This window comes from Pseudomonas sp. SWI7 (assembly GCF_006351945.1).
Taxonomy (GTDB): Bacteria; Pseudomonadota; Gammaproteobacteria; order Pseudomonadales; family Pseudomonadaceae; genus Aquipseudomonas; species Aquipseudomonas fulva.
Genome location: NZ_CP040930.1, coordinates 4,174,112 through 4,194,481, shown reverse-complemented (window position 1 = coordinate 4,194,481; position 20,370 = coordinate 4,174,112). Strand labels below are relative to the sequence as shown.

The following is a 20,370-nucleotide window of genomic DNA, read 5'->3' as shown; positions in this document are numbered from 1 at the left end:
GCGCCGGCATGCTGGGTCCTGCGGGGTCATGACGGTGCGCGGGGCATCCAGGCGATAGGCGCATTGGACGCTTGGACACCCCGCCAATGAGAGTTCGGCGTCTATTCGGCCCCTGATACTTCTTGTCACACACCCCTTTTGTGGATAAAGATCGATCACAGCACAACTATAAAAATGTCTGGATCGACCGATGACCCACCCATCAAGCTCCGCCCCGCCCCAACTGCGTCGTGTTCTGGGCCTCCCTGCCCTGGTGTTCTTTGGCCTGGTGTACATGGTCCCACTGACCATTTTCACTACCTACGGCATCGTCACCGAGCTAACCGGTGGCCGTACGGCAACCGCCTATCTGATCACGCTGATGGCCATGCTGTTCACAGCCGCGTCCTACAGCTTTATGGTCAAACGCTTCCCGGTCGCGGGTTCGGCGTACTCCTACACCCACATGGCTTTTGGCCAGAACGTAGGCTTTCTGGCGGGCTGGTCGCTGCTGCTCGACTATCTGTTTCTGCCGATGATCAACTACCTGCTCATCGGCCTGTTCCTGAATATCGCCTTTCCAGCGGTGCCGGCCTGGGCGTTCGTACTCGCCTGCATCAGCTTGGTGACCGTGCTCAACGTGGTTGGTATCAGCTCGGTGGCCAAGACCAGCAATCTGATCGTGGGCGCGCAGATCGTCTTCATTGGTGTGTTCATCGCGCTGTCCTGGCAGTCCCTCAGCGACGGCCACCCCATCGACTGGCTGGCGCCGCTGCAAGGTGACGGTAGCGCACCCGGCTTTGGTCCGATGATGGCCGGCGCGGCAGTGCTGTGCCTGTCGTTCCTGGGGTTCGATGCCGTTTCCACCCTGGCCGAGGAAAGCCGCAATGCTCGGCGTGATGTGCCTCGGGCGATCATCCTCACCACGCTGTTCGCCGGCCTGCTGTTCACCGTGCTGGCCTATGTGAGCCAGTTGGTGCTGCCGGGCAGCACCTTCGCCAATGCCGATGCTGCTGCAAACGAGGTCATGCTCAAGGCGGGCGGCCAGTTCCTGGCCAACTTCTTCACGGCCGCTTATGTCGCCGGTAGCCTCGGCTCGGCCTTGGCCTCCCAGGCCGCAGTGTCGCGCATCCTCTACACCATGGGCCGGGACCGGGTGCTGCCCCCGCGCACCTTCGGCCACCTGTCGCCACGCCTCGGCACACCGGTATTCGCCATCGCGGTGGTATCGGCGTTCTCACTGCTGGCGCTGGTAATCGACTTGTCCACCCTCGCCTCGCTGATCAGCTTCGGCGCCTTGGTGGCGTTCTCGGCGGTGAACCTGGCGGTGGTGAAGACCCACCTGATGGACGATGCCAGCCAGCGCAATACCAAGGGGTTGCTGAGCTATGGCGTGGTGCCACTGGTGGGGTTGGGGCTGACGCTGTGGCTGTGGACCAGCCTGTCGGCGCTGACGCTGGTGATCGGGCTGTGCTGGTTCGCGCTGGGCCTTGCCTACCTGGCCGTCCTGACCGCCGGCTTCCGCCGCCCGGTGCGGCTGGTGGATTTCAGCGAAGCGGCCTGATCCAATGATCTGGCGGCCTGCGCTGGCTGTTGTGGAGCGGACGCGTGTCGCGAAAGGGCCGCGCCAGCCTTCACCATCTACCTGGATTGTCCATACCGTGCCCTAGACCGAAGGCTGGTTCAAGGGCGCTGGTGCGGTCCACAAGCTACCCAGGTTCTGCAACAACGACCCTGCAATGCCCTGTTGGCCGAGGTATTGCAGAATCAACGGCGCAAACTGCCCGATCATCCCGGCATCCATCCCCAGCGCCTTGAATGCACTGTACAAGTCGCTGCGGTTTTCCACGTTGTTGCCCAGCGCGTTGCTCAATGCCGACTGGCTTTCGCTATTCTTGCCCAGTATTTCACCCCACCCGCCCAACTCACCCAGCGCATTGGCCCCAGCCAACAGGTCCAGCCCAGGCACCGCTTTGGTCAACTGGCCATATTCCTCAGTGCTGAGGTTGTTACGTGCCATCCCTAGCATCGCCCCCGCCCCGCCCACGGCCTGTTCGGGGGTGATGTTCAATTGGCTGCCCAGGGTATTGAGCAGATTGGCCTGGGCCGCAGGAGCCTGCACCTGGCCTTGTTGCTTCTGGTTCTGCATGGCAGAGACGGCGTTGGCGGCGTCGCTGAGGTTGAAGGCGAACACCGGGCTTGCGGCCAGGGTCATCAGGGTCGCCAGGGTGAATGCTTTCATCGGGAGGGACCTCGTAGGCCGGGATGGCCTGGGAAACGAGGCATTCGACTGGGGTTTGGGGGATTTGTTCCTATCCGACTGTCGACGCAGATGTTCACCCGTACCGTATCCATCACCTGTTACTTCTGCCAGTAGCGGCATACGGAGATCACCGGGATACTCAGAGCAGCCGCTTTAAAAGAGCGAGAGCTATGCGCATTCTGACAGGAGCACACCCGTATGAAAGACGTCGGACCGCACGTTTATTCTGCCTATGGCTTCTGCGCAACACTCCAGCCAGCAAAAATCTTACTTGGATTCAACGGCCAGGCCATAGAGCAGTTCACAAAGTATTATCAGCTGGGCGTCGGTTATCGTAGCTATGCACCGTCACTTCTACGTTTTCTAAGTCCTGACAGTCTGTCCCCCTTTGGCGAAGGCGGGATTAATGCATACAACTACTGCGCTGGTGACCCGGTTAATTTTCAGGATCCTACGGGACATATGCCGAGGCCGATTACTAAAGTCGGTCTACTCCCGAGATACAAGGGACTCGGGCCGACAGCCAAACTGGCGCTCGTCAAAAAATCGCTTAATACTTCTACACCCCGACCGGGTAAACAACCAACAATAAAGCCGGCAGGCACTGCTCCTCAGCCAAAGCACAAACCACCTCGAGCTTCAGAGGTCCCAACCCTGTCTATCAGTACAAATCCTGAGCAGCTCTCGAGCTTACCAGGGGTTAGCAGTTCACATGGTTCTTCCCGAGCGCGTAGCGTCCTTGATGACTACGTAAGTGATATTAACATCAACATCAAAAAATTAAGGATGGTGCAGCGAAAGCGGGAAGAGCACTAACGCGCGACGAGCAAAATTCAATTGATCACTTCAGACGTGAAATTGAGTCCACGCGTCCAGCCTGGAGCTCTTCGAATGCCGACAGCGGTAGTCACCCACCAGAAGCGAACGCAAAGATCCGTGAAGACAGATTGTTATATTAGGTAATGCCCAACCGGACCAGCGGATCAGCGCGCCTAACGCCGCCAGTTTTCCGATTTTTCCGCTTACTTGTAGGACGTTTCAGAAATATGCTTCCAAGCCGTTTAAGCCGTTGCGGTGATCCGGGATGGGCTCTAGTCTCGGCCGGTCGTTGCAAAATCAGCGACCGGCTTTGACAGGCCGCCTTCGTCAAACACATGGCTTAACCTCTATGGCAGCTGTGCATGGGGCACTTCACGTGCGCCGGGTTTTGTTTGACCTACCGGTCTGTCAACCCATGTACAGCTGCCGCCTTCTTGTTTGACAGCAGGCTGGTTGTGGCCCCACTACAGGTCATTCCTCACGCTTAAAATCGTATATGCACGGGATTTGACCATTGACGGCCTGATGGACAACAAGCCGCAGTTGCTTTGGGCTTCGCATTATCTAAGCGCGCTGGCCAAGGCGCTGTTGGACGATGCGGAGTTGGGGATGATGCGCTGAGTGATGGCTAGGGCGGGCTGGCCTCTTCGCGGGCGGGCCCGCTCCTACAGGTTCCGTGTGAGCTTCCGAAACTGTCATTTCTGCCAGTACCTAAATCCCTGTGGCTGTTCAGAATGGGCTTAGAGCAACCTCCATTCACCCCGCACGGCAGGGAGTTGAACCATGAGCAAAGCACCGAACAGTTCGCTTTTATTCTACCAAGGCAACAAGCTGAGTACCGTCCGGGAGGACGCCGTCACTCGTACGATCCTGCGCGGCGCTGAAGCGCCTTTGGCAGAACAACTCACGGGGGCCACAACAACCGCCGGGCTGCTGACAACCGACGACAAGGGTTCTGTGCTCTCTGTGCTGAGCGACGATGAGGAGCCTCCCCACAGCTATTCAGCTTACGGACATGATCCCACCTTGCCTTCAACGCGAGTGGCGACAGGCTTTAATGGTGAGGCGTTGGAACCAACTGCCAGATGCTATCTACTGGGGCAAGGATACCGCGCTTACTCTCCTAGCCTTGGCAGATTTATCGCAGCAGACAGTCTCAGCCCCTTTGGCGAAGGCGGCCTGAATAGCTACGCCTACTGTACGAACGACCCGGTGAACGCGGTCGATCCCTCAGGCCATGCCACGCTCGTTATTGAAATTTTCAAACAAATCAAGCGACAGCCCACAACGACTGTAATCAGGCTTACAGCGGGTAGCAACGTGCCGCCCTCGACGAAGATCGTGAAACAAGGGAACAGCAAGTATTACTCAAAAACCTGGCAGCCGGATACCCTCTATGGATATGAAACTCGAACGCTTAACAGCGTACCGGTAAACCAGGATCTGGGCGGTGGAAAAGGGGCCATATTGAAGGAAAATTTGGCCCGATATAAAGCCAATGAAAAAGATCTACGGACGTTGCAAACATTACAAGATCTACTTCCGACGGAAGCGGGTGGACTGCACCTCAACACACTGGTGGAACGACAGCGCGGTATGTTGAACGAGGGTGGAAGACTGCTGAAGAGCGCATTGGATCCTCAGGACCTTACCACTTATGTCCGTGGTAACCCCAGAACGACTCAGGGCGAATGATCCAGCCAAACGCAAAACGCCACGCACTCCCATGCGTGGCGCTTTCTTATACCGTTGCGAAGCCCGTCACGCCGCGCCCCACATCTTGTGCGGGTCGATCACGAATTTCTTCGGCACACCTGCATCGAACTCGCCATACCCTTCCGGCGCCTGATCCAGGTTGATCACCTGCACACCCACCACTTCGGCAATGTTGATGCGGTCCCACATGATCGCCTGCATCAGCTGGCGGTTGTACTTCATGGTCGGGGTCTGGCCGGTGTGGAAGCTGTGCGACTTGGCCCAGCCAAGGCCGAAGCGGATGCTCAGCGCGCCGATTTTGGCAGCAGCATCCACTGCACCCGGGTCTTCGGTCACGTACAGACCGGGAATACCGATCTGCCCGGCCACACGGGTCACCTGCATCAGCGAGTTCAACACGGTGGCAGGTGCCTCGTGCTTGGCGCCTTCATGGCCATGGCCGCGCGCTTCGAAGCCGACGGCATCGACGGCGCAATCCACTTCCGGCTCGCCAAGAATGTCCACGATCTGTTCGTGCAGCGGGGTGTCTTTGGACAGGTCGACCACTTCGAAGCCCTGGGACTTGGCGTGAGCCAGGCGAGCAGGGTTCAGGTCGCCCACGATCACACAGGCAGCGCCCAGCAGGCGAGCCGAAGCAGCGGCAGCCAGGCCCACAGGGCCGGCACCTGCAACATAGACGGTGCTGCCTGGGCCTACGCCTGCAGTCACGGCACCGTGGTAACCGGTTGGCAGAATGTCGGACAGGCAAGTCAGGTCACGGATCTTTTCCATGGCCTTGTCGCGCTCAGGGAGCTTCAGGAGGTTGAAGTCGGCGTATGGCACCAGTACATATTCGGCCTGACCACCGGTCCAGTCGCCCATGTCCACATAACCGTAGGCACCACCGGCGCGGGCCGGGTTTACGGTGAGGCAGACACCGGTGTGCATTTCCTTGCAGGAACGGCAACGGCCGCAGGCGACGTTGAATGGCACCGAGACCAGATCGCCGATCTGCATGCGCTCGACGTCACTGCCCTTCTCGACGATTTCACCAGTAATTTCGTGGCCCAGAACCAGGCCGACCTGGGCAGTGGTGCGGCCGCGGACCATGTGCTGGTCAGAGCCGCAGATGTTGGTGGAGACCACCTTCAGGATCACGCCGTGCTCGATCTTCTTGCCGCGCGGGTCCTGCATTTTCGGGTAGTCGATCTTCTGCACCTCGACCTTGCCGGCGCCGAGATATACCACTCCACGATTGCCAGACATGCTCTTACCTCGCTTGATTTGTATTTATGCAGCGGTGGTTGAACGCGCCGCCATCCATGGGCGGCATGTGTTTCTGGAATGGGGGAATTGTGGGCCGGATGGGGCCCGATGCACTGACTGGGAGCGACAGGGAGATGCCTTTTAGCGGCAGGTTTGTCGCGGGAAGATAAGGCGCACACACAGGGAGAGGCAGAGGCGAGCCTCGCCGCGACCCAAGCGGCGAGGAGGCCAGCAAAAACGCTAAAGAACGACCGTGCGGTTGGCGTTGAGAAACACCCGCTTCTCGATGTGGTATCCCACCGCCCGTGCCAGGGTCAGGCACTCGATGTCTCGCCCCTTGGCGATCAGGTCTTCGGGGTAATAGGTATGGTCCACCACTTCGACACCTTGGGCGATGATCGGCCCTTCGTCCAAGTCATTGTTGATGTAGTGTGCCGTGGCCCCGACCATCTTCACACCCTTGTTGTACGCCTGGTGGTAAGGCTTGGCACCCTTGAACCCCGGTAGCAACGAGTGGTGGATGTTGATCGCGCGGCCATCGAGCTGGCGGCACAGCTCGGGCGAGAGCACCTGCATGTAGCGCGCGAGGATAACCAGCTCTGCGCCCGTCTGTTCGATCACCTGCAACACCTTGCGCTCTTGTGCAGGCTTGTCCTTCGGGTCGAGCGCGAAATGGTAGTAGGGAATCTTGTGCCAGTGTGCCAACGGCTCGAGGTCGGGGTGGTTGGAGACCACCGCCACCACGTCCATGCCCAGTTGACCGATACGCTGGCGATACAGCAGGTCGTTCAGACAATGGTCGGCCTTGGACACCATGATCACCACCTTGGGGCGATGGTTGGGAGCCGTCAGCTCGAACGCCATGCCAAACGCCTCGCTGCGCTCGGCAAGGCCTGCACGCAACCCGTCTTCGTCGAAGCCGTCAGGCACGCGAAACTCCACGCGAATGAAGAAGCGCCCGGACAGCCGATCATCGAAGGAATGGTGCTCCGTCACGTAGCAGCGTTGCTCGAAGAGGTAACGCGTCACCACGTCGACGGTACCGAGCATGCTCGGGCAGTCGGCGGTGAGAATCCAGGTATCCGGTGCCCGACTCATGGCAGTTCTCCTTAAGCTTCGATGGCCAGCCCGTACTCGGCCGATGCGTCCTGCAGCCACATCCACCAGTAATCGGAGAAGCTGCGGCGGATGACCAGCTCCCAGGTGTCTTCGGCAGTACGCCGAATCACCAGCTGCGACTTGGCGAACACCGTGCCGACAGCCTTGCCGACCGGGAAGTTGTTCGGATGCACGTCGTAGCTGGTGGACTTCATCAGCACGTCGCGCACGTTCGGGCCGCGCAGCTCCAGCAGGCTCTGCCCACCGCTGACATTGACCACCTGGATGTGTTGCCCTTCAAGGGCAGCACGCAGCTTTTGTTCAATCGCCACTTCCTGCCCACCCGGGACGATCAGCAGCCACTCATCAGGACCGACCCATTGCAGCGACAGATCGCCGTTGGCCACGACGGTCAATGCCACCGGCAACTCCAGGCCCAGGGCCTTGTGTACGCCACCGGCAAAGGCTGGATCATGACCGTTGCCACGCAGGGTCAGGTGGCCGAGGAACTTGCGCTCGCGCAGGGTCACGCCAGCGTTGTTGCGGCCCTTGCCCACCAGGCTTGCCAGGTCGGCGTGGTGCAATGGCGACTCGGCCTTGGCCGAGGCGCCGGGGTTTTGCTCGAAGACGTTGATAGCGCTCATTTCATACCTGCCTTGAATTCTTGTTCGTCGATGGGATGCAGACACCCGGTCCAGCAAGCTCTGCCAGCCTCATCGCCGGCGAGCCGGCGCTTACTGAGCGTGCATGAACCTCGGTGTCTGCACCGCGCCTGTAGGAGCCGGCCGGCCTGCGACCCGGCCTGGCCTGCTCCCCAGGGGCCCGGAGTCAAACGTTCTGCCGCTCACCCTTCGGATCGAAGACCACCGAAGACACGATTTCCGCCTCGATCACGCTGCCATCGGCCTGAGGCGAGTAGACACGCTCGCCCATGCGCTTGAGGCCGCCCTTGACCACACCCATGGCGAACGAATAGCCCAGGGAGTTGGCGGCGTAGCTGGAGGTGACGTGGCCAACCATGTCCATCGGGATGGGCTGCTTCGGATCGAACACCAGCTGAGCGCCTTCGGGCAGCCACTGGTTCGGGTCGATCGGTTTCAGGCCAACCAGCTGCTTGCGGTTTTCACGCACGCAGTCTTCACGGTTCATGCCGCGCAGGCCAATCCACGAATACGGCTTGTTGCGCCCCACGCACCAGCTCATGTTCAGGTCGTCCGGCGTCATCGAGCCGTCCGTGTCCTGGCCGACAATGATGAAGCCCTTCTCGGCACGCAGCACGTGCATGGTCTCGGTGCCGTACGGGGTCAGGTTGTACTTCTTGCCTGCCTCGACGATCTGCTCCAGCACGCCCATGGCGTAGTTGGCTTGCACGTTGATTTCATACGACAGCTCACCGGTGAACGAGATACGGAACACACGGGCTGGCACACCACCGACGTTGCCTTCCTTCCAGGTCATGAACGGGAAGGCTTCCTTGTCCATGTCGATGTCGGTCAGCTCGCTGAGCAGCTTGCGGCTGTTCGGCCCGGACAAGGTCATGGTCGCCCAGTGGTCGGTCACCGAGGTGAAATACACCTTCAGGTCTGGCCACTCGGTCTGGTGGTACAGCTCCAGCCATTGCAACACGCGCGCCGCGCCGCCAGTGGTGGTGGTCATAATGAAGTGGTTGTCGCCGACGCAGGCGGTTACGCCGTCGTCGAACACCATGCCGTCTTCCTTGCACATCAGACCATAGCGCGCCTTGCCCACATCGAGCTTGGTCCAGGCGTTGGTGTACACGCGGTTGAGGAACTCACGCGAATCCGGGCCCTGGATATCGATCTTGCCCAGGGTGGAGGCGTCCAGGAAGCCGACGCTGTCACGCACCGCCTTGCATTCGCGGGCAACGGCGGCGTGGATGTCTTCACCGGCTTTGGGGAAGTACCACGGGCGCTTCCACTGACCAACGTCTTCGAACTCGGCGCCATTCTTCACGTGCCAGGCATGCAGGGCCGTGAAGCGCACGGGCTCGAACAGGTGCCCACAGTGACGACCCGCCACCGCGCCGAATGTCACCGGCGTGTAGTTGGGGCGGAACATGGTGGTGCCCATTTCCGGAATGGTGATGCCCATCGAACGCGCCGCAATGGCCAGGCCGTTGATGTTGCCCAGTTTGCCCTGGTCGGTACCGAAGCCCAACGCGGTGTAGCGTTTGACGTGCTCGACCGACTCGAAGCCTTCACGGGTAGCCAGCTCGATGGCAGCGGCCGTCACGTCGTTCTGCTGATCGACGAACTGTTTAGGCGCACGTGCGGTGCCCTTGTCGTGTGGCACCTGGAACAGCGCCAGGGTGGCGTCTTCCTTGCGCGAGACGGTTTTCGGCAAGGTGCCTACGGTCGCCTTGAAGCCTGCTTCGGTGGCTGCACGCACGCCGCCTTCGAAGCCGTCGGCAATGGCATCGCCCAACGGATAGACACCGTTGATGCCGCCAACGCACTCACGCTTTTGCGGGGCATTGCCCGGCACGAAGCCCAGAATGTCTTCACGCCATACCGGACGGCCGCCCAGGTGCGAAGCCAGGTGAACCACAGGGCTATAGCCCCCGGAGGTGGCGATCAGGTCGCACTCGAGGGTTTCGCCAGGGCTGGTGACCTTGTGGGCCTGCACATCGATGGCGGCCACCCGAGCACCCGTGACGTGCTTGCTGCCCTTGGCTTCGATGACAGCACTGGAGGTGAGGATACGAATACCCTTGGCACGCGCTTCTTCGACCAGCGAGCCCCGTGGGTTGTGGCGGGCATCGGCGATGGCCACCACCTGCAAACCTGCATCGTGCCAATCCAGCGCGGTACGGTAGGCATGGTCGTTGTTGGTCGACAGCACCAGCTTGCGGCCAGGCGCTACGCCGTAGCGGCGAACATAGGTCGAAACGGCGCCGGCCAGCATGTTGCCTGGCACGTCGTTGTTGCCGTACACCAGCGGGCGCTCGTGGGCGCCGGTGGCCAGCACCACACGCTTGGCCCGTACACGGTGCACGCGGTGGCGAACCTGGCCGAGCGGAGCACGGTCGCCCAGGTGGTCGGTGAGGCGCTCATGGATGGTCAGGAAGTTATGGTCGTGGTAGCCGTTGACCGTGGCGCGTGGCAGCAAGGTCACTTCCGGCAGGCCTTCGAGCTCCTTGATGACGCCACTGACCCATTCAGCGGCCGGCTTGCCGTCGAGGGTTTCACGGGTGTCCAGCAGGCTGCCACCGAATTCTTCCTGCTCGTCGGCCAGGATCACGCGAGCACCGCTGCGCGCAGCCGCGAGGGCCGCCGCCAGGCCAGCAGGCCCTGCACCGACGATCAGCACGTCGCAGTGCTGGTTCATGTAGTCGTAGCTGTCCGGATCATTTTGCAGCGGCGCGCGGCCAAGGCCGGCTGCCTTGCGGATGTACTTCTCGTACGTCATCCAGAACGACTTGGGGTACATGAAGGTTTTGTAGTAGAAGCCCGGCGGCATCATGCTGCCGCCTACCTTGCCCAGGATACCCATGACGTCATTGTTGACGTTCGGCCAGCCATTGGTGCTGGTGGCGACCAGGCCCGAATACAGGGCTTGCTGGGTAGCGCGCACGTTGGGGATCTGGGTGGCTTCGCTGGAGCCGATCTGCAAGATGGCGTTCGGCTCCTCGGTGCCTGCGGCGATGATGCCGCGCGGACGCGAGTACTTGAAGCTGCGGCCAACGATGTCGACGCCGTTGGCCAGCAAAGCCGCCGCCAGGCTGTCGCCGGCATAGCCCTGGTAAGTCTTGCCGTTGAAGGTGAAGTTCAACACCTTGCTGCGGTCGATACGGCCGCCGCTGGCGAGGCGATAGGTCTGGCTCATACGTTGACTCCCCGTTCGTTTACAGCAGCCGAGCGCGCCGGTGTGTGTTCACGGGCGCTGACTTGCGGCTTCTCGCCAATCTTGTAGGTTTCCAGGATCTCGTAGGTTTCGGTGTTACGGGTGACGTTGAAATACTGACGGCAGCCGGCAACGTGGTCCCACAGTTCGTGGTGAATACCGCGCGGGTTGTCACGGTAGAACATGTACGTGCCCCACTCCTGGTCGGAGCAGGCGTTGGGGTCCAGCGGACGGGCGATGTGCGCCTGGCCAGAGGCGTGGAACTCTTCTTCGGAGCGCAGCTCGCCGCAGTGGGGACAGAAAATATGCAACATGACGGTGTCTCCGGTTAGTGGGCGACGGCGGCAGCGCCGTGTTCGTCGATCAGGGCGCCGTTGTAGAAGCGGTCCATGGAGAACGGCGCGGCCAGGGGGTGCATCTCGCCCTTGGCCAGGCTCGCGGCGAAGACGTTGCCCGAACCTGGGGTCGCCTTGAAGCCGCCAGTACCCCAACCGCAGTTGAAGAACATGTTCTTGACCGGGGTCTTGGTGATGATCGGGCAGGCGTCCGGCGAGGTGTCGACGATGCCGCCCCATTGGCGGTTCATGCGCACACGCGAGAGGTTGGGGAACATCTCGACGATGGCCTGCAAGGTGTGCTCGATCACTGGGTACGAACCACGCTGGCCGTAGCCGATCCAGCTGTCGATACCCGCACCGATCACCAGGTCGCCCTTGTCCGACTGGCTGATGTAGCCGTGCACGGCGTTGGACATGATGACGCTGTCGATGATGGGCTTGATCGGTTCGGAAACCAGTGCCTGCAATGGGTGCGATTCGAGCGGCAGGCGGAAGCCGGCCAGCTTGGCCATATGACCGGAGTTACCTGCCGTGACCACGCCCACGCGCTTGGAGCCGATGAAGCCCTTGTTGGTTTCCACGCCGATGACCGCGCCGTTTTCCTTGCGGAAACCCGTCACTTCGGTCTGCTGGATCAAGTCCACGCCCAGGGCGTCGGCGGCACGGGCGTAGCCCCAGGCCACGGCGTCGTGGCGGGCGACGCCGCCACGGCGCTGCACGGTGGCACCCAGGATCGGGTAACGGGTGTTCTTGGAGCAGTCCAGGTACGGAATCTCGGCCGCGACCTGGGCGGTATTGAGCAGTTCGCCATCGACCCCATTGAGGCGGTTGGCGCTGACCCGGCGTTCGGAGTCACGCATGTCCTGCAGGGTGTGGCACAGGTTGTACACGCCGCGCTGGGAGAACATGACGTTGTAGTTGAGGTCCTGGGACAGGCCCTCCCACAGCTTCATGGCGTGCTCATACAGGTGGGCCGACTCGTCCCACAGGTAGTTGGAGCGCACGATGGTGGTGTTACGGGCGGTGTTGCCGCCGCCCAGGTAACCTTTTTCGATCACCGCGACATTGGTGATGCCGTGTTCCTTGGCCAGGTAGTAGGCCGTGGCCAGGCCGTGGCCACCACCGCCGACGATGACCACGTCGTACACCTTCTTCGGTGTCGGCGTACGCCACATGCGCTGCCAGTTCTCGTGGTGGCTGAGGGAGTGCTTGAGAAGGCCGAAGCCCGAGTAACGTTGCATGGTGTGGGACTCCACTCAGCGGTAAACAGGGAAATCTGCGCACAGCGCCGCGACATTGCTGGCCACATCGGCTTCGACGTCAGCGTCACCGAGGTTGTCGAGCACGTCACAGATCCAGCCGGCCAGGGCCACGCATTGGGCGACCTTGAAGCCGCGGGTGGTCACCGCCGGGGTGCCGATGCGCAGGCCCGAGGTCACGAAGGGCGATTGCGGGTCGTTGGGGACGGCGTTCTTGTTGACGGTGATGTGCGCGCGGCCCAGGGCAGCGTCGGCATCTTTGCCCGTCAGGCCCTGGCGAATGAGGCTGACCAGGAACAAGTGGTTGTCGGTGCCACCGGAGACCACGTCATAACCGCGATCGATGAACACCTGGGCCATGGCCTGGGCGTTTTCGATGACCTGCTTCTGGTAGCTCTTGAACTCAGGCTCAAGCGCTTCCTTGAAGCACACCGCCTTGCCGGCGATCACGTGCATCAGCGGGCCGCCTTGGGCGCCCGGGAAGACGGCAGCGTTGAGTTTCTTCTCGATCTCTTCGTTCGACTTGGCCAGGATCAGGCCGCCACGCGGGCCGCGCAGGGTCTTGTGGGTGGTGGTGGTCACCACATCCGCGAACGGGATTGGGTTCGGGTAAAGGCCCGCAGCGACCAAGCCGGCCACGTGGGCCATGTCCACGAACAACAGCGCCCCGACCTTGTCGGCGATGGCGCGGAAACGCGGGAAGTCCAGGGTCTTGGAGTAGGCCGAGAAGCCCGCGACGATCATTCTAGGCTTGTGCTCGACCGCCAGTCGCTCGACTTCGTCGTAATCGATCAGGCCGGTATCGGTGTCGATGCCGTACTGCACGGCGTTGTACAGCTTGCCCGAGGACGACACCTTGGCGCCGTGGGTCAGGTGGCCGCCATGGGCCAGGCTCATGCCCAGGATGGTGTCGCCAGGCTGCAGCAGCGCCAGGTACACCGCGCTGTTGGCCGAGGAGCCGGAGTGCGGCTGAACGTTGGCATAGTCGGCACCGAACAGCTGCTTGGCGCGCTCGATGGCCAGCGCTTCGACCTTGTCGACGTGCTCGCAGCCACCGTAGTAGCGCTTGCCTGGGTAGCCTTCGGCGTATTTGTTGGTCAGGCCGCTGCCTTGGGCCTGCATCACGCGCTTGGACGTATAGTTCTCCGAGGCGATCAGCTCGATGTGGTCTTCCTGACGCTGCTCTTCGGCACTCATCGCCGCCAGCAGTGCATCGTCATAACCCTGGATCTGGTCTTGCTTGCTGAACATCTTGTATCTCCCGGCAGCGATCATTTTTTGTTCGGAGGGTTCACTCTGACCCTTTGTGGCGATGGTAGGGCTGGCCGGGGTGTGCCAGATGCCTGCGCACGCCTTGCAATGGCGCGTTTACGACATTGGTCAGCGTCCGGATCACACTGGCCACACGTACGGCGCCCGGTGGGAGGCACAGGCCTGAAAACCAGCCGAGCCAAGCCCCCGTCTGCTCAAAGGGCAACGCTCACCCGTGTGGCGCTTCGGCGAGGTTGGCCACATTCGAATGTCGAGGATTCCTTGAACACACGACCTGAAAACGCACGGGTATCCGGGTTGTATAGTCAACCGCTGAATCGATGGTTTAGAGTGCTGTTCTGCGTCGTTCACAGGACAGTGTCATGACAGATAAGAGCCAACAATTCGCCAGCGACAACTATTCCGGCATCTGCCCGGAGGCCTGGTCTGCGATGGAAAAAGCCAACCACGGCCACGACCGCGCCTACGGCGACGATCAATGGACTTCGCGCGCCTCGGAATACTTTCGGGCCTTGTTCGAAACCGACTGCGAAGTGTTCTTCGCCTTTAACGGCACCGCCGCCAACTCCCTGGCCCTGGCCTCGCTGTGCCAGAGTTACCACAGCGTGATCTGCTCCGAGACCGCGCATGTCGAAACCGACGAGTGCGGCGCGCCGGAGTTCTTTTCCAACGGGTCCAAGCTGCTGACGGCACGCAGCGTCGGCGGCAAGCTCACGCCCGACAGCATCCGTGAAGTGGCGCTCAAGCGGCTGGACATCCACTACCCGAAACCGCGGGTGGTCACGCTCACGCAGGCCACTGAAGTCGGCACTGTTTACCGTCCCGACGAACTCAAGGCGATCAGCGAGACCTGCCGGGAGCTGAACCTGCACCTGCACATGGATGGCGCACGCTTTTCCAATGCCTGTGCCTTCCTGGGCTGCTCGCCTGCCGAGCTGACCTGGAAAGCGGGAGTGGATGTGCTGTGTTTTGGCGGCACCAAGAACGGCATGGCCGTGGGCGAGGCGATTCTGTTCTTCAACCGCGAGCTGGCCGAAGACTTCGATTACCGCTGCAAGCAGGCTGGGCAATTGGCTTCGAAGATGCGCTTCCTGTCGGCACCTTGGGTCGGTTTGCTGGAAGACGGCGCGTGGTTGCGGCATGCGCAGCACGCCAACCATTGTGCGCAGCTGCTGGCCTCGCTGGTGCAGGATCTGCCTGGCGTCGAGGCGATGTTCCCAGTAGAGGCCAATGGCGTGTTTCTGCAACTTCCCGAGCCTGCACTGACTGCGTTGAGGGATGAAGGATGGCGCTTCTACACGTTCATCGGCAATGGCGGCGCTCGCTTCATGTGCTCCTGGGATACCGAAACGGCACGGGTCGAGGCCCTGGCATCGGCCATACGCCGAATCGTGGCAGCCTAAGATCGACTGCGACTAGCAGATTTGCCAGTTGGGCGTGGTGCACCGCCTGAGTACCTTGGGCCCTCTAGTCCTAAGAGTATCCGCCATGAAATCTCTGAACGCACCTGATCGCCCATACAGCTCTGTACCAGTGGATCCGGAAAAACTGTTGCAAGCTAGCTTCGGCAGCATTTTTCCGGAACCTGCCTTGAATCACCGCGTCTGGGTACGCTACATCGAGTTGGATGAAGCATCGGACACTGCGGTTCTTAGTGTGCAAGCGCAAAACGTCGACGATGGCTCGACCCAGTTCTATACCGCGCAAGTTACCCGCCAGCAAGCCATAGACTGGAGCGGCCCACTCGATATAGTCATTGTCGATGGTAGTTACCACCATATCGAGCAAAAGCTCGTAACCAACAACCCTAAAGCCACTGCTCTTAAAACGTTGCCATGCCCCACGGATGCTCTCGTGCTCGGCGAGAAACACCAGGCGGCCCTGTACGCACCCAAAGGTACGGTGATCATGCTGCCAAGCACGTGGGAGACGGTTCATCACAGGACGCTGTATCACCTGGCAGACGGCACGCGTAAGTTCATCGTGAACCTTGGCGGTGACCGGCACCTGGAATACCCAGTCGATACCAGTGCTGGCCCGCTCGGTGTACCCGGCGATTTCATGGCGTTTGAGGGCAGTGGTTACGTGAGCCTGATCGTTGGTCGCTTATCGGAGAGGGAACTCATTAGAGACGACTCGAAACCGTTGATGCTCCTGGGCCTGGGCAAAGGGCAGTGGTTACGTGAGCCTGATCGTTGGTCGCTTATCGGAGGGGGAACTCATTAGAGACGACTCGAAACCGTTGATGCTCCTGGGCCCGGGCAAAGTGCAGGGCGTTGTAAACCCCGATTGAGCACGCGGCGCTAGGTGACTGCTGCACCAGCGGCCGTGGGCCGCTGGTGAAGTGAACGCGTCATCCGGCAAAGGCTGGCGCTTCTACACCTTCATCGGCAGCGGCGATGCGCGGCTCATGTGTTCCTGGGACACCGAGCAAGAACGTGTGCGTGAGCTGGCGGCAGACATCCAGGCCATCGCTGGCACCTGATACTTCTGCCAGTTTCTCTCTGCCGGACAGGACGATAGGCTGCTTACACCTGGCCGGGTAACCACTCTTGTGACATGGAGAAACGCGATGAACGAAAAAAATCAGGCAGTGCTCAGCGAAGCTGATGTTGCCAAGTGCATCAAGGTTGGCGACCGGATCAATGGCCAGGTCGTCACGGAGAAGGTGTGGACCCGCGACACCCCGGGGAACCTTACCGTTCACGTCATCTATAACAGTGACATCGCAGAGCGGGTGGAAGTACTCGATCCCGATATACTTTTCACCGTGCGTGAAGGCCTGGTGAGTTCAGGCGAGGTGTACGAAAAAAAACGTGTGGAAACACAGTACACCAAGTCTGATTCGGGTTGGACTGTCCAGGAAGTTCATTACGACCTGTTCGACGTGCTGAGTCTTAAGACTTGATAATCCAGATGCCGCCTCCTGCTCCGGACTGAGCGAAAGCAGGGCGCTTGGTGTGGTTGCCAGTGAAGCCATTGCTTTGCAAGCAGGACCACCTACACCTTCAGTCATTCAATGACTGGAGAAAACGTGAAGCGTGGGGGCGGGGTTAGCCGCTCCCACGTAGCTTGGCCAACGGCCTGTCACTGCTCGGCGATGGTCCGAACGATCGCATCCACCGTGGCGTCGATCTGTGCCTGGGTCCGGGCAAGGGTCCGCTGATGTTCCTTCTGCAGTTCGACCTGCTTTGAGCACAGGTTCAAGGCTGCCAGTACCAGCAGCTTGTCGCCGATCAGGGTCGGATACGAACGCTTGGTCTCGGCCAGGGCAGTGTTCAACATACGCACCGCGTGGGCCAAGGTCTCTTCCTGGCCTTCGGGCGCCTTGATCGAATAGTCGTTGCCCAGGATCGACACGACATTGACCGGCTGCGCTTGCAGGCTCATGCGTTGACGACACCCGCGCTGGCACGATCGACCAACGCCTGGATACGGGCGGCGGTGGCGCCGTTCTTTTCTTCCTGCTCCATCAACGACAGCTGCAGGGTTTCGTTCTCTTCGTTTGCCTGGGCCAGTTGCTGGCCGAGGACGTTGTTTTGCTCGGTGAGTTGAGCGTTCTTTTGCATCAGGTCGCTGACCAGTTGCTCGAGTTGATTCAGGGAAGCTTCAAGCATGGGTCTATCTCAGGTTGTTGCGAGGGGCGCACACGATAAAGAAAACCGTTGCCCATCGCCATTAAATATCGGATTCACAAGGGTTGTGCCCCGCACATTGACAGGGTAACCCCCCTCTTGTTCCGACCTGAGTCAACCATCGGTCAGTCAAAGACGTGGGGCTGCACCGCAGCCCCCGACAGATCCAAGCTGTGCCCTGGACTCAATAATCGATGCGCACATCCCCTTTCGGTACGCTGCAACATGACAGGATGTAGCCTTCGGCCTCGTCTTCCTCGGTGATGCCGCCGTTGTGTTCCATCTCCACTTCGCCGCCCAGCTTCAACACCTTGCAGGTACCGCAGATCCCCATGCCGCAGGCTTTGGGGATCATCAGCCCGACTTTCGCCGCCGCTGCGTGCACGGTTTCGCCCGGCGCGATGCGAATGCTTTTGTCGCTGCCGATGAACTCGACCAGGTTGAGGTCGGCTGCGTCCACTTCCGGCGCATCGGCGGCCGCTTCGGCATGTTCCACTGCATCGGCCTTGGCTTCGGCTGGCGTCGCCCCGAACGACTCCTCGTGGTAATTGTTCATGTCGAAGCCGACCGCTTCGAGCATGCGCTTGACCGCCGTCATATAGGGGGTCGGGCCGCAGCAGAACACCACGCGTTCCATGTAGTCCGGCGCAATCAGCTCCATCAGCCGCTGGTTCAGGTAGCCACGGTAGCCCGCCCAGGGTTCGCCCAGGCCATGCTTCTCGCAGATGATGTGCAGGCCGAAATTGGGCACGCGGGACGCCATCTGCTCCAGTTCGCGATGGTAGATGATGTCCTTGGGTGAACGGGCGCTGTGTACGAACACCATGTCGACATTGGCGTTGGTGTCATAGAACCAGCGGGCCATCGACATGACCGGTGTGATGCCCACGCCGCCAGACAGGTACAGCACCTTGGCGCCGGGGAAGTCGATGGCGTTGAACAGCCCCACAGGTCCGTGCACCGGCAGCTCGGCACCTTCGTGCATGGTGTCATGCAGGAAGTTGGACACCAGCCCGCCGGGTACGCGCTTGACTGTGATGGAGAAGCTGTAGGGCACCGAAGGCGAGCTGGATATGGTGTAGGAACGCATGACCGGCTTGCCTTCGATTTCCAGCTCCAGGGTCACGAATTGCCCAGGCTTGAAGAAGAACATGATCGGCTGGTCTGCCATGAAGCAGAAGGTGCGCACGTCCCAGGTCTCCTGGATGACCTTGACGCAGCGCACGATGTGGCGGCCGTTGGCCCAGGTCTGGGTAGTGACCGGATTGAGGTAGGTTTCGGACATGTTCATCTCCAGCAGCCGACAGTTGGCCTTTTTATGGCTCGGATGATGCTCAAGCTTGCGACCTTGAACATTCCTGCCAGCGACATCGGCGTACTTATCGCGACCAGCCCCGCACGACAAGGGTTGCGGCGTCGTAATTCAAATCGGCCATGTCGCCCATGGATACGGTTCACGCCGCCTTCGCACGCACACTCCACCGCAAAACAACACGCTGTTCATGGTTAACAGCCTTGCGGCACCACAACAACGATTAGCCACCTTTTGCCGGCCGCGCACGGCCCCGAGGAATACACGATGGACGTCACCGCAACCCTGAGCCTGGGCGATCCACTTGAACCTGCACGCAAGGCGACCGCCGAGATGCTGCAAAACCGCGAGCGCACCTACTCGCTGCCCCAGCCTTTCTACACCGACGAGCGTCTGTTCCAGATCGACATGCAGGAGATTTTCCACAAGGAGTGGCTGATCGCTGGCATGACCTGCGAGATCCCGGCGAAAGGCAATTACCTCACGCTGCAGATCGGCAAGAACCCGATCATTGTCGTGCGCGGCACCGAGGGCAAGGTGCATGCGTTTCACAACGTCTGCCGTCACCGCGGCTCGCGCCTGTGCGTCAGCGAAAAAGGCAAGGTGGCCAAGCTGGTGTGCCCTTACCACCAGTGGACCTACGAGCTGGACGGCCGCCTGCTGTTCGCCGGCACCGAGATGGGCGCTGACTTCGACATGAACCAGTACGGCCTGAAGCCTGTGAACGTGAAGGTCGCTGGCGGTTACATCTTCATCAGCCTGGCGGAAAACCCGCCAGCCATCGACGAGTTCCTGGCCACCCTGGACCACTACATGGAACCGTACGACATGGAAAACGCCAAGGTGGCGGTGCAGACCACCTTGATGGAAAAGGCCAACTGGAAGCTGGTGCTGGAGAACAACCGCGAGTGCTACCACTGCAATGGCTCGCACCCGGAACTGTTGCAGACCCTGCTGGAGTGGGACGACACCAACGACCCGCGCGCCAGCCAGGAATTCAAGGACCACGTGGCCGCCTCTGCTGCCGCCTGGGAGGCCGAGAAGATCCCGTACCTGCACAAGAGCCATGGCCTGCGTAACCGTATCGTACGCATGCCGCTGCTCAAGGGCACGGTTTCGATGACCATGGATGGCAAGCAGGCCTGCAAGAAGTTGATGGGCCGCATCAAGAACCCGGACCTGGGCTCGATGCGCATCCTGCACCTGCCGCACTCCTGGAACCACTGCATGGGCGATCACATGATCGTGTTCACCGTGTGGCCGATCAGTGCCCAGGAAACCATGGTCACCACCAAGTGGCTGGTGCACAAGGATGCCGTCGAAGGCGTGGACTACAACCCAGAAAACATGCGCAAGGTATGGGACGCCACCAACGACCAGGACCGCCGCCTGGCCGAAGAGAACCAACGTGGCATCAACTCCACGGCGTACCAGCCTGGTCCTTACTCCAAGACGTATGAGTTTGGGGTGGTGAACTTCATCGACTGGTACAGCGGGCGCTTGCTGAACAACCTGGGGGCGGAGCCTGCGCCGTATCTGAAGGAAGTGCAGGCGCAGTAACTGGCTAGAA

At 60.7% G+C, this 20,370-nt stretch carries 18 protein-coding genes and 2 pseudogenes; 9 read left to right on the top strand and 11 right to left on the bottom strand.

Annotation, left to right across the window (positions count from 1 at the left end; all coding sequences use genetic code 11):
• Nucleotides 1–190 precede the first annotated feature (190 nt).
• Nucleotides 191–1,543 (top strand): APC family permease, encoded by a 1,353-nt coding sequence (locus FH041_RS19195; RefSeq protein ID WP_088522852.1) that lies wholly within the window; start codon nt 191–193, stop codon nt 1,541–1,543.
• A 102-nt stretch (nt 1,544–1,645) separates the two neighbouring features.
• Here FH041_RS19195 and FH041_RS19190 read toward each other — a convergent pair whose 3' ends face one another.
• Nucleotides 1,646–2,221 carry a DUF2780 domain-containing protein gene (locus FH041_RS19190; protein WP_049695333.1) on the bottom strand — a complete coding sequence of 192 codons (576 nt, stop codon included), beginning with the start codon at nt 2,219–2,221 and terminating at the stop codon, nt 1,646–1,648.
• A gap of 219 nt (nt 2,222–2,440) precedes the next feature.
• Between FH041_RS19190 and FH041_RS23315 the strand changes: the two genes are divergently transcribed.
• The 3 genes and pseudogenes from FH041_RS23315 (at nt 2,441) to FH041_RS19175 (ending at nt 4,756) form a co-directional block, all read left to right on the top strand.
• Nucleotides 2,441–3,058 carry an RHS repeat-associated core domain-containing protein gene (locus FH041_RS23315; RefSeq protein ID WP_140174965.1) on the top strand — a complete coding sequence of 206 codons (618 nt, stop codon included), beginning with the start codon at nt 2,441–2,443 and terminating at the stop codon, nt 3,056–3,058.
• A gap of 498 nt (nt 3,059–3,556) precedes the next feature.
• Nucleotides 3,557–3,682: pseudogene (locus tag FH041_RS19180) on the top strand (DUF3077 domain-containing protein); the annotation flags it as partial.
• A gap of 162 nt (nt 3,683–3,844) precedes the next feature.
• Nucleotides 3,845–4,756: an RHS repeat-associated core domain-containing protein gene (locus FH041_RS19175; protein WP_140174963.1), complete on the top strand. Its 912-nt coding sequence runs from the start codon at nt 3,845–3,847 to the stop codon at nt 4,754–4,756.
• A gap of 66 nt (nt 4,757–4,822) precedes the next feature.
• Here the strand turns inward: FH041_RS19175 and fdhA are convergent, their stop codons facing one another.
• From fdhA to FH041_RS19140, 7 genes are all read right to left on the bottom strand, one after another.
• Nucleotides 4,823–6,022: a formaldehyde dehydrogenase, glutathione-independent gene (gene fdhA, locus FH041_RS19170; RefSeq protein ID WP_023532721.1), complete on the bottom strand. Its 1,200-nt coding sequence runs from the start codon at nt 6,020–6,022 to the stop codon at nt 4,823–4,825.
• Between the two features lie 240 nt (nt 6,023–6,262).
• Nucleotides 6,263–7,120, bottom strand: a complete 858-nt coding sequence (purU, locus tag FH041_RS19165; protein WP_028686656.1) for a formyltetrahydrofolate deformylase — start codon at nt 7,118–7,120, stop codon at nt 6,263–6,265.
• A gap of 11 nt (nt 7,121–7,131) precedes the next feature.
• Nucleotides 7,132–7,764 (bottom strand): sarcosine oxidase subunit gamma, encoded by a 633-nt coding sequence (locus tag FH041_RS19160; RefSeq protein WP_027913569.1) that lies wholly within the window; start codon nt 7,762–7,764, stop codon nt 7,132–7,134.
• A 184-nt stretch (nt 7,765–7,948) separates the two neighbouring features.
• On the bottom strand, nt 7,949–10,966 hold the full coding sequence (locus FH041_RS19155; RefSeq protein ID WP_140174961.1) for a sarcosine oxidase subunit alpha: 3,018 nt from the start codon (nt 10,964–10,966) through the stop codon (nt 7,949–7,951).
• Complete coding sequence (locus FH041_RS19150) at nt 10,963–11,298, bottom strand: sarcosine oxidase subunit delta (protein ID WP_027913567.1); 336 nt, start codon at nt 11,296–11,298, stop codon at nt 10,963–10,965. The genes FH041_RS19155 and FH041_RS19150 overlap by 4 nt, the downstream gene beginning before the upstream one ends.
• A 14-nt stretch (nt 11,299–11,312) precedes the next feature.
• Nucleotides 11,313–12,563, bottom strand: a complete 1,251-nt coding sequence (locus tag FH041_RS19145; protein ID WP_140174959.1) for a sarcosine oxidase subunit beta family protein — start codon at nt 12,561–12,563, stop codon at nt 11,313–11,315.
• A gap of 15 nt (nt 12,564–12,578) precedes the next feature.
• Nucleotides 12,579–13,832, bottom strand: coding sequence for a serine hydroxymethyltransferase (locus tag FH041_RS19140; RefSeq protein WP_023532571.1), 1,254 nt, complete (start codon nt 13,830–13,832; stop codon nt 12,579–12,581).
• 383 nt (nt 13,833–14,215) lie between these two features.
• Between FH041_RS19140 and FH041_RS19135 the strand changes: the two genes are divergently transcribed.
• The 4 genes and pseudogenes from FH041_RS19135 (at nt 14,216) to FH041_RS19120 (ending at nt 16,761) form a co-directional block, all read left to right on the top strand.
• On the top strand, nt 14,216–15,256 hold the full coding sequence (locus tag FH041_RS19135; RefSeq protein ID WP_027913565.1) for a low specificity L-threonine aldolase: 1,041 nt from the start codon (nt 14,216–14,218) through the stop codon (nt 15,254–15,256).
• 85 nt (nt 15,257–15,341) lie between these two features.
• A complete protein-coding gene (locus FH041_RS19130; RefSeq protein ID WP_125921859.1) occupies nt 15,342–16,079 on the top strand; it encodes a hypothetical protein in 738 nt (245 codons plus the stop codon).
• A 118-nt stretch (nt 16,080–16,197) separates the two neighbouring features.
• Nucleotides 16,198–16,338, top strand: a pseudogene (locus FH041_RS19125) (threonine aldolase); the annotation flags it as partial.
• 87 nt (nt 16,339–16,425) lie between these two features.
• Complete coding sequence (locus tag FH041_RS19120) at nt 16,426–16,761, top strand: hypothetical protein (RefSeq protein WP_027913563.1); 336 nt, start codon at nt 16,426–16,428, stop codon at nt 16,759–16,761.
• A gap of 179 nt (nt 16,762–16,940) precedes the next feature.
• Here the strand turns inward: FH041_RS19120 and FH041_RS19115 are convergent, their stop codons facing one another.
• The 3 genes from FH041_RS19115 to gbcB all read right to left on the bottom strand — a co-directional run bounded on the left by FH041_RS19115 (nt 16,941) and on the right by gbcB (nt 18,773).
• Complete coding sequence (locus FH041_RS19115) at nt 16,941–17,243, bottom strand: cell division protein ZapA (RefSeq protein WP_027913562.1); 303 nt, start codon at nt 17,241–17,243, stop codon at nt 16,941–16,943.
• Nucleotides 17,240–17,470 (bottom strand): hypothetical protein, encoded by a 231-nt coding sequence (locus FH041_RS19110; protein WP_027913561.1) that lies wholly within the window; start codon nt 17,468–17,470, stop codon nt 17,240–17,242. Before FH041_RS19110 ends, FH041_RS19115 begins: the two co-directional genes overlap by 4 nt.
• A 202-nt stretch (nt 17,471–17,672) precedes the next feature.
• Nucleotides 17,673–18,773, bottom strand: coding sequence for a glycine-betaine demethylase subunit GbcB (gene gbcB / locus FH041_RS19105; protein WP_027913560.1), 1,101 nt, complete (start codon nt 18,771–18,773; stop codon nt 17,673–17,675).
• Between the two features lie 294 nt (nt 18,774–19,067).
• Between gbcB and gbcA the strand changes: the two genes are divergently transcribed.
• On the top strand, nt 19,068–20,360 hold the full coding sequence (gbcA, locus tag FH041_RS19095) for a glycine-betaine demethylase subunit GbcA (RefSeq protein WP_028686661.1): 1,293 nt from the start codon (nt 19,068–19,070) through the stop codon (nt 20,358–20,360).
• The last annotated feature ends 10 nt before the right edge of the window (nt 20,361–20,370 follow it).

Excerpts from the sequence above, each read along its gene's own strand:
- FH041_RS19195 (WP_088522852.1), top strand. The coding sequence starts at position 191 with ATGACCCACCCATCAAGCTCCGCCCCGCCCCAACTGCGTCGTGTTCTG.
- FH041_RS19190 (WP_049695333.1), bottom strand. The coding sequence starts at position 2,221 with ATGAAAGCATTCACCCTGGCGACCCTGATGACCCTGGCCGCAAGCCCG.
- FH041_RS23315 (WP_140174965.1), top strand. The coding sequence starts at position 2,441 with ATGAAAGACGTCGGACCGCACGTTTATTCTGCCTATGGCTTCTGCGCA.
- FH041_RS19175 (WP_140174963.1), top strand. The coding sequence starts at position 3,845 with ATGAGCAAAGCACCGAACAGTTCGCTTTTATTCTACCAAGGCAACAAG.
- fdhA (WP_023532721.1), bottom strand. The coding sequence starts at position 6,022 with ATGTCTGGCAATCGTGGAGTGGTATATCTCGGCGCCGGCAAGGTCGAG.
- purU (WP_028686656.1), bottom strand. The coding sequence starts at position 7,120 with ATGAGTCGGGCACCGGATACCTGGATTCTCACCGCCGACTGCCCGAGC.
- FH041_RS19160 (WP_027913569.1), bottom strand. The coding sequence starts at position 7,764 with ATGAGCGCTATCAACGTCTTCGAGCAAAACCCCGGCGCCTCGGCCAAG.
- FH041_RS19155 (WP_140174961.1), bottom strand. The coding sequence starts at position 10,966 with ATGAGCCAGACCTATCGCCTCGCCAGCGGCGGCCGTATCGACCGCAGC.
- FH041_RS19150 (WP_027913567.1), bottom strand. The coding sequence starts at position 11,298 with ATGTTGCATATTTTCTGTCCCCACTGCGGCGAGCTGCGCTCCGAAGAA.
- FH041_RS19145 (WP_140174959.1), bottom strand. The coding sequence starts at position 12,563 with ATGCAACGTTACTCGGGCTTCGGCCTTCTCAAGCACTCCCTCAGCCAC.
- FH041_RS19140 (WP_023532571.1), bottom strand. The coding sequence starts at position 13,832 with ATGTTCAGCAAGCAAGACCAGATCCAGGGTTATGACGATGCACTGCTG.
- FH041_RS19135 (WP_027913565.1), top strand. The coding sequence starts at position 14,216 with ATGACAGATAAGAGCCAACAATTCGCCAGCGACAACTATTCCGGCATC.
- FH041_RS19130 (WP_125921859.1), top strand. The coding sequence starts at position 15,342 with ATGAAATCTCTGAACGCACCTGATCGCCCATACAGCTCTGTACCAGTG.
- FH041_RS19120 (WP_027913563.1), top strand. The coding sequence starts at position 16,426 with ATGAACGAAAAAAATCAGGCAGTGCTCAGCGAAGCTGATGTTGCCAAG.
- FH041_RS19115 (WP_027913562.1), bottom strand. The coding sequence starts at position 17,243 with ATGAGCCTGCAAGCGCAGCCGGTCAATGTCGTGTCGATCCTGGGCAAC.
- FH041_RS19110 (WP_027913561.1), bottom strand. The coding sequence starts at position 17,470 with ATGCTTGAAGCTTCCCTGAATCAACTCGAGCAACTGGTCAGCGACCTG.
- gbcB (WP_027913560.1), bottom strand. The coding sequence starts at position 18,773 with ATGTCCGAAACCTACCTCAATCCGGTCACTACCCAGACCTGGGCCAAC.
- gbcA (WP_028686661.1), top strand. The coding sequence starts at position 19,068 with ATGGACGTCACCGCAACCCTGAGCCTGGGCGATCCACTTGAACCTGCA.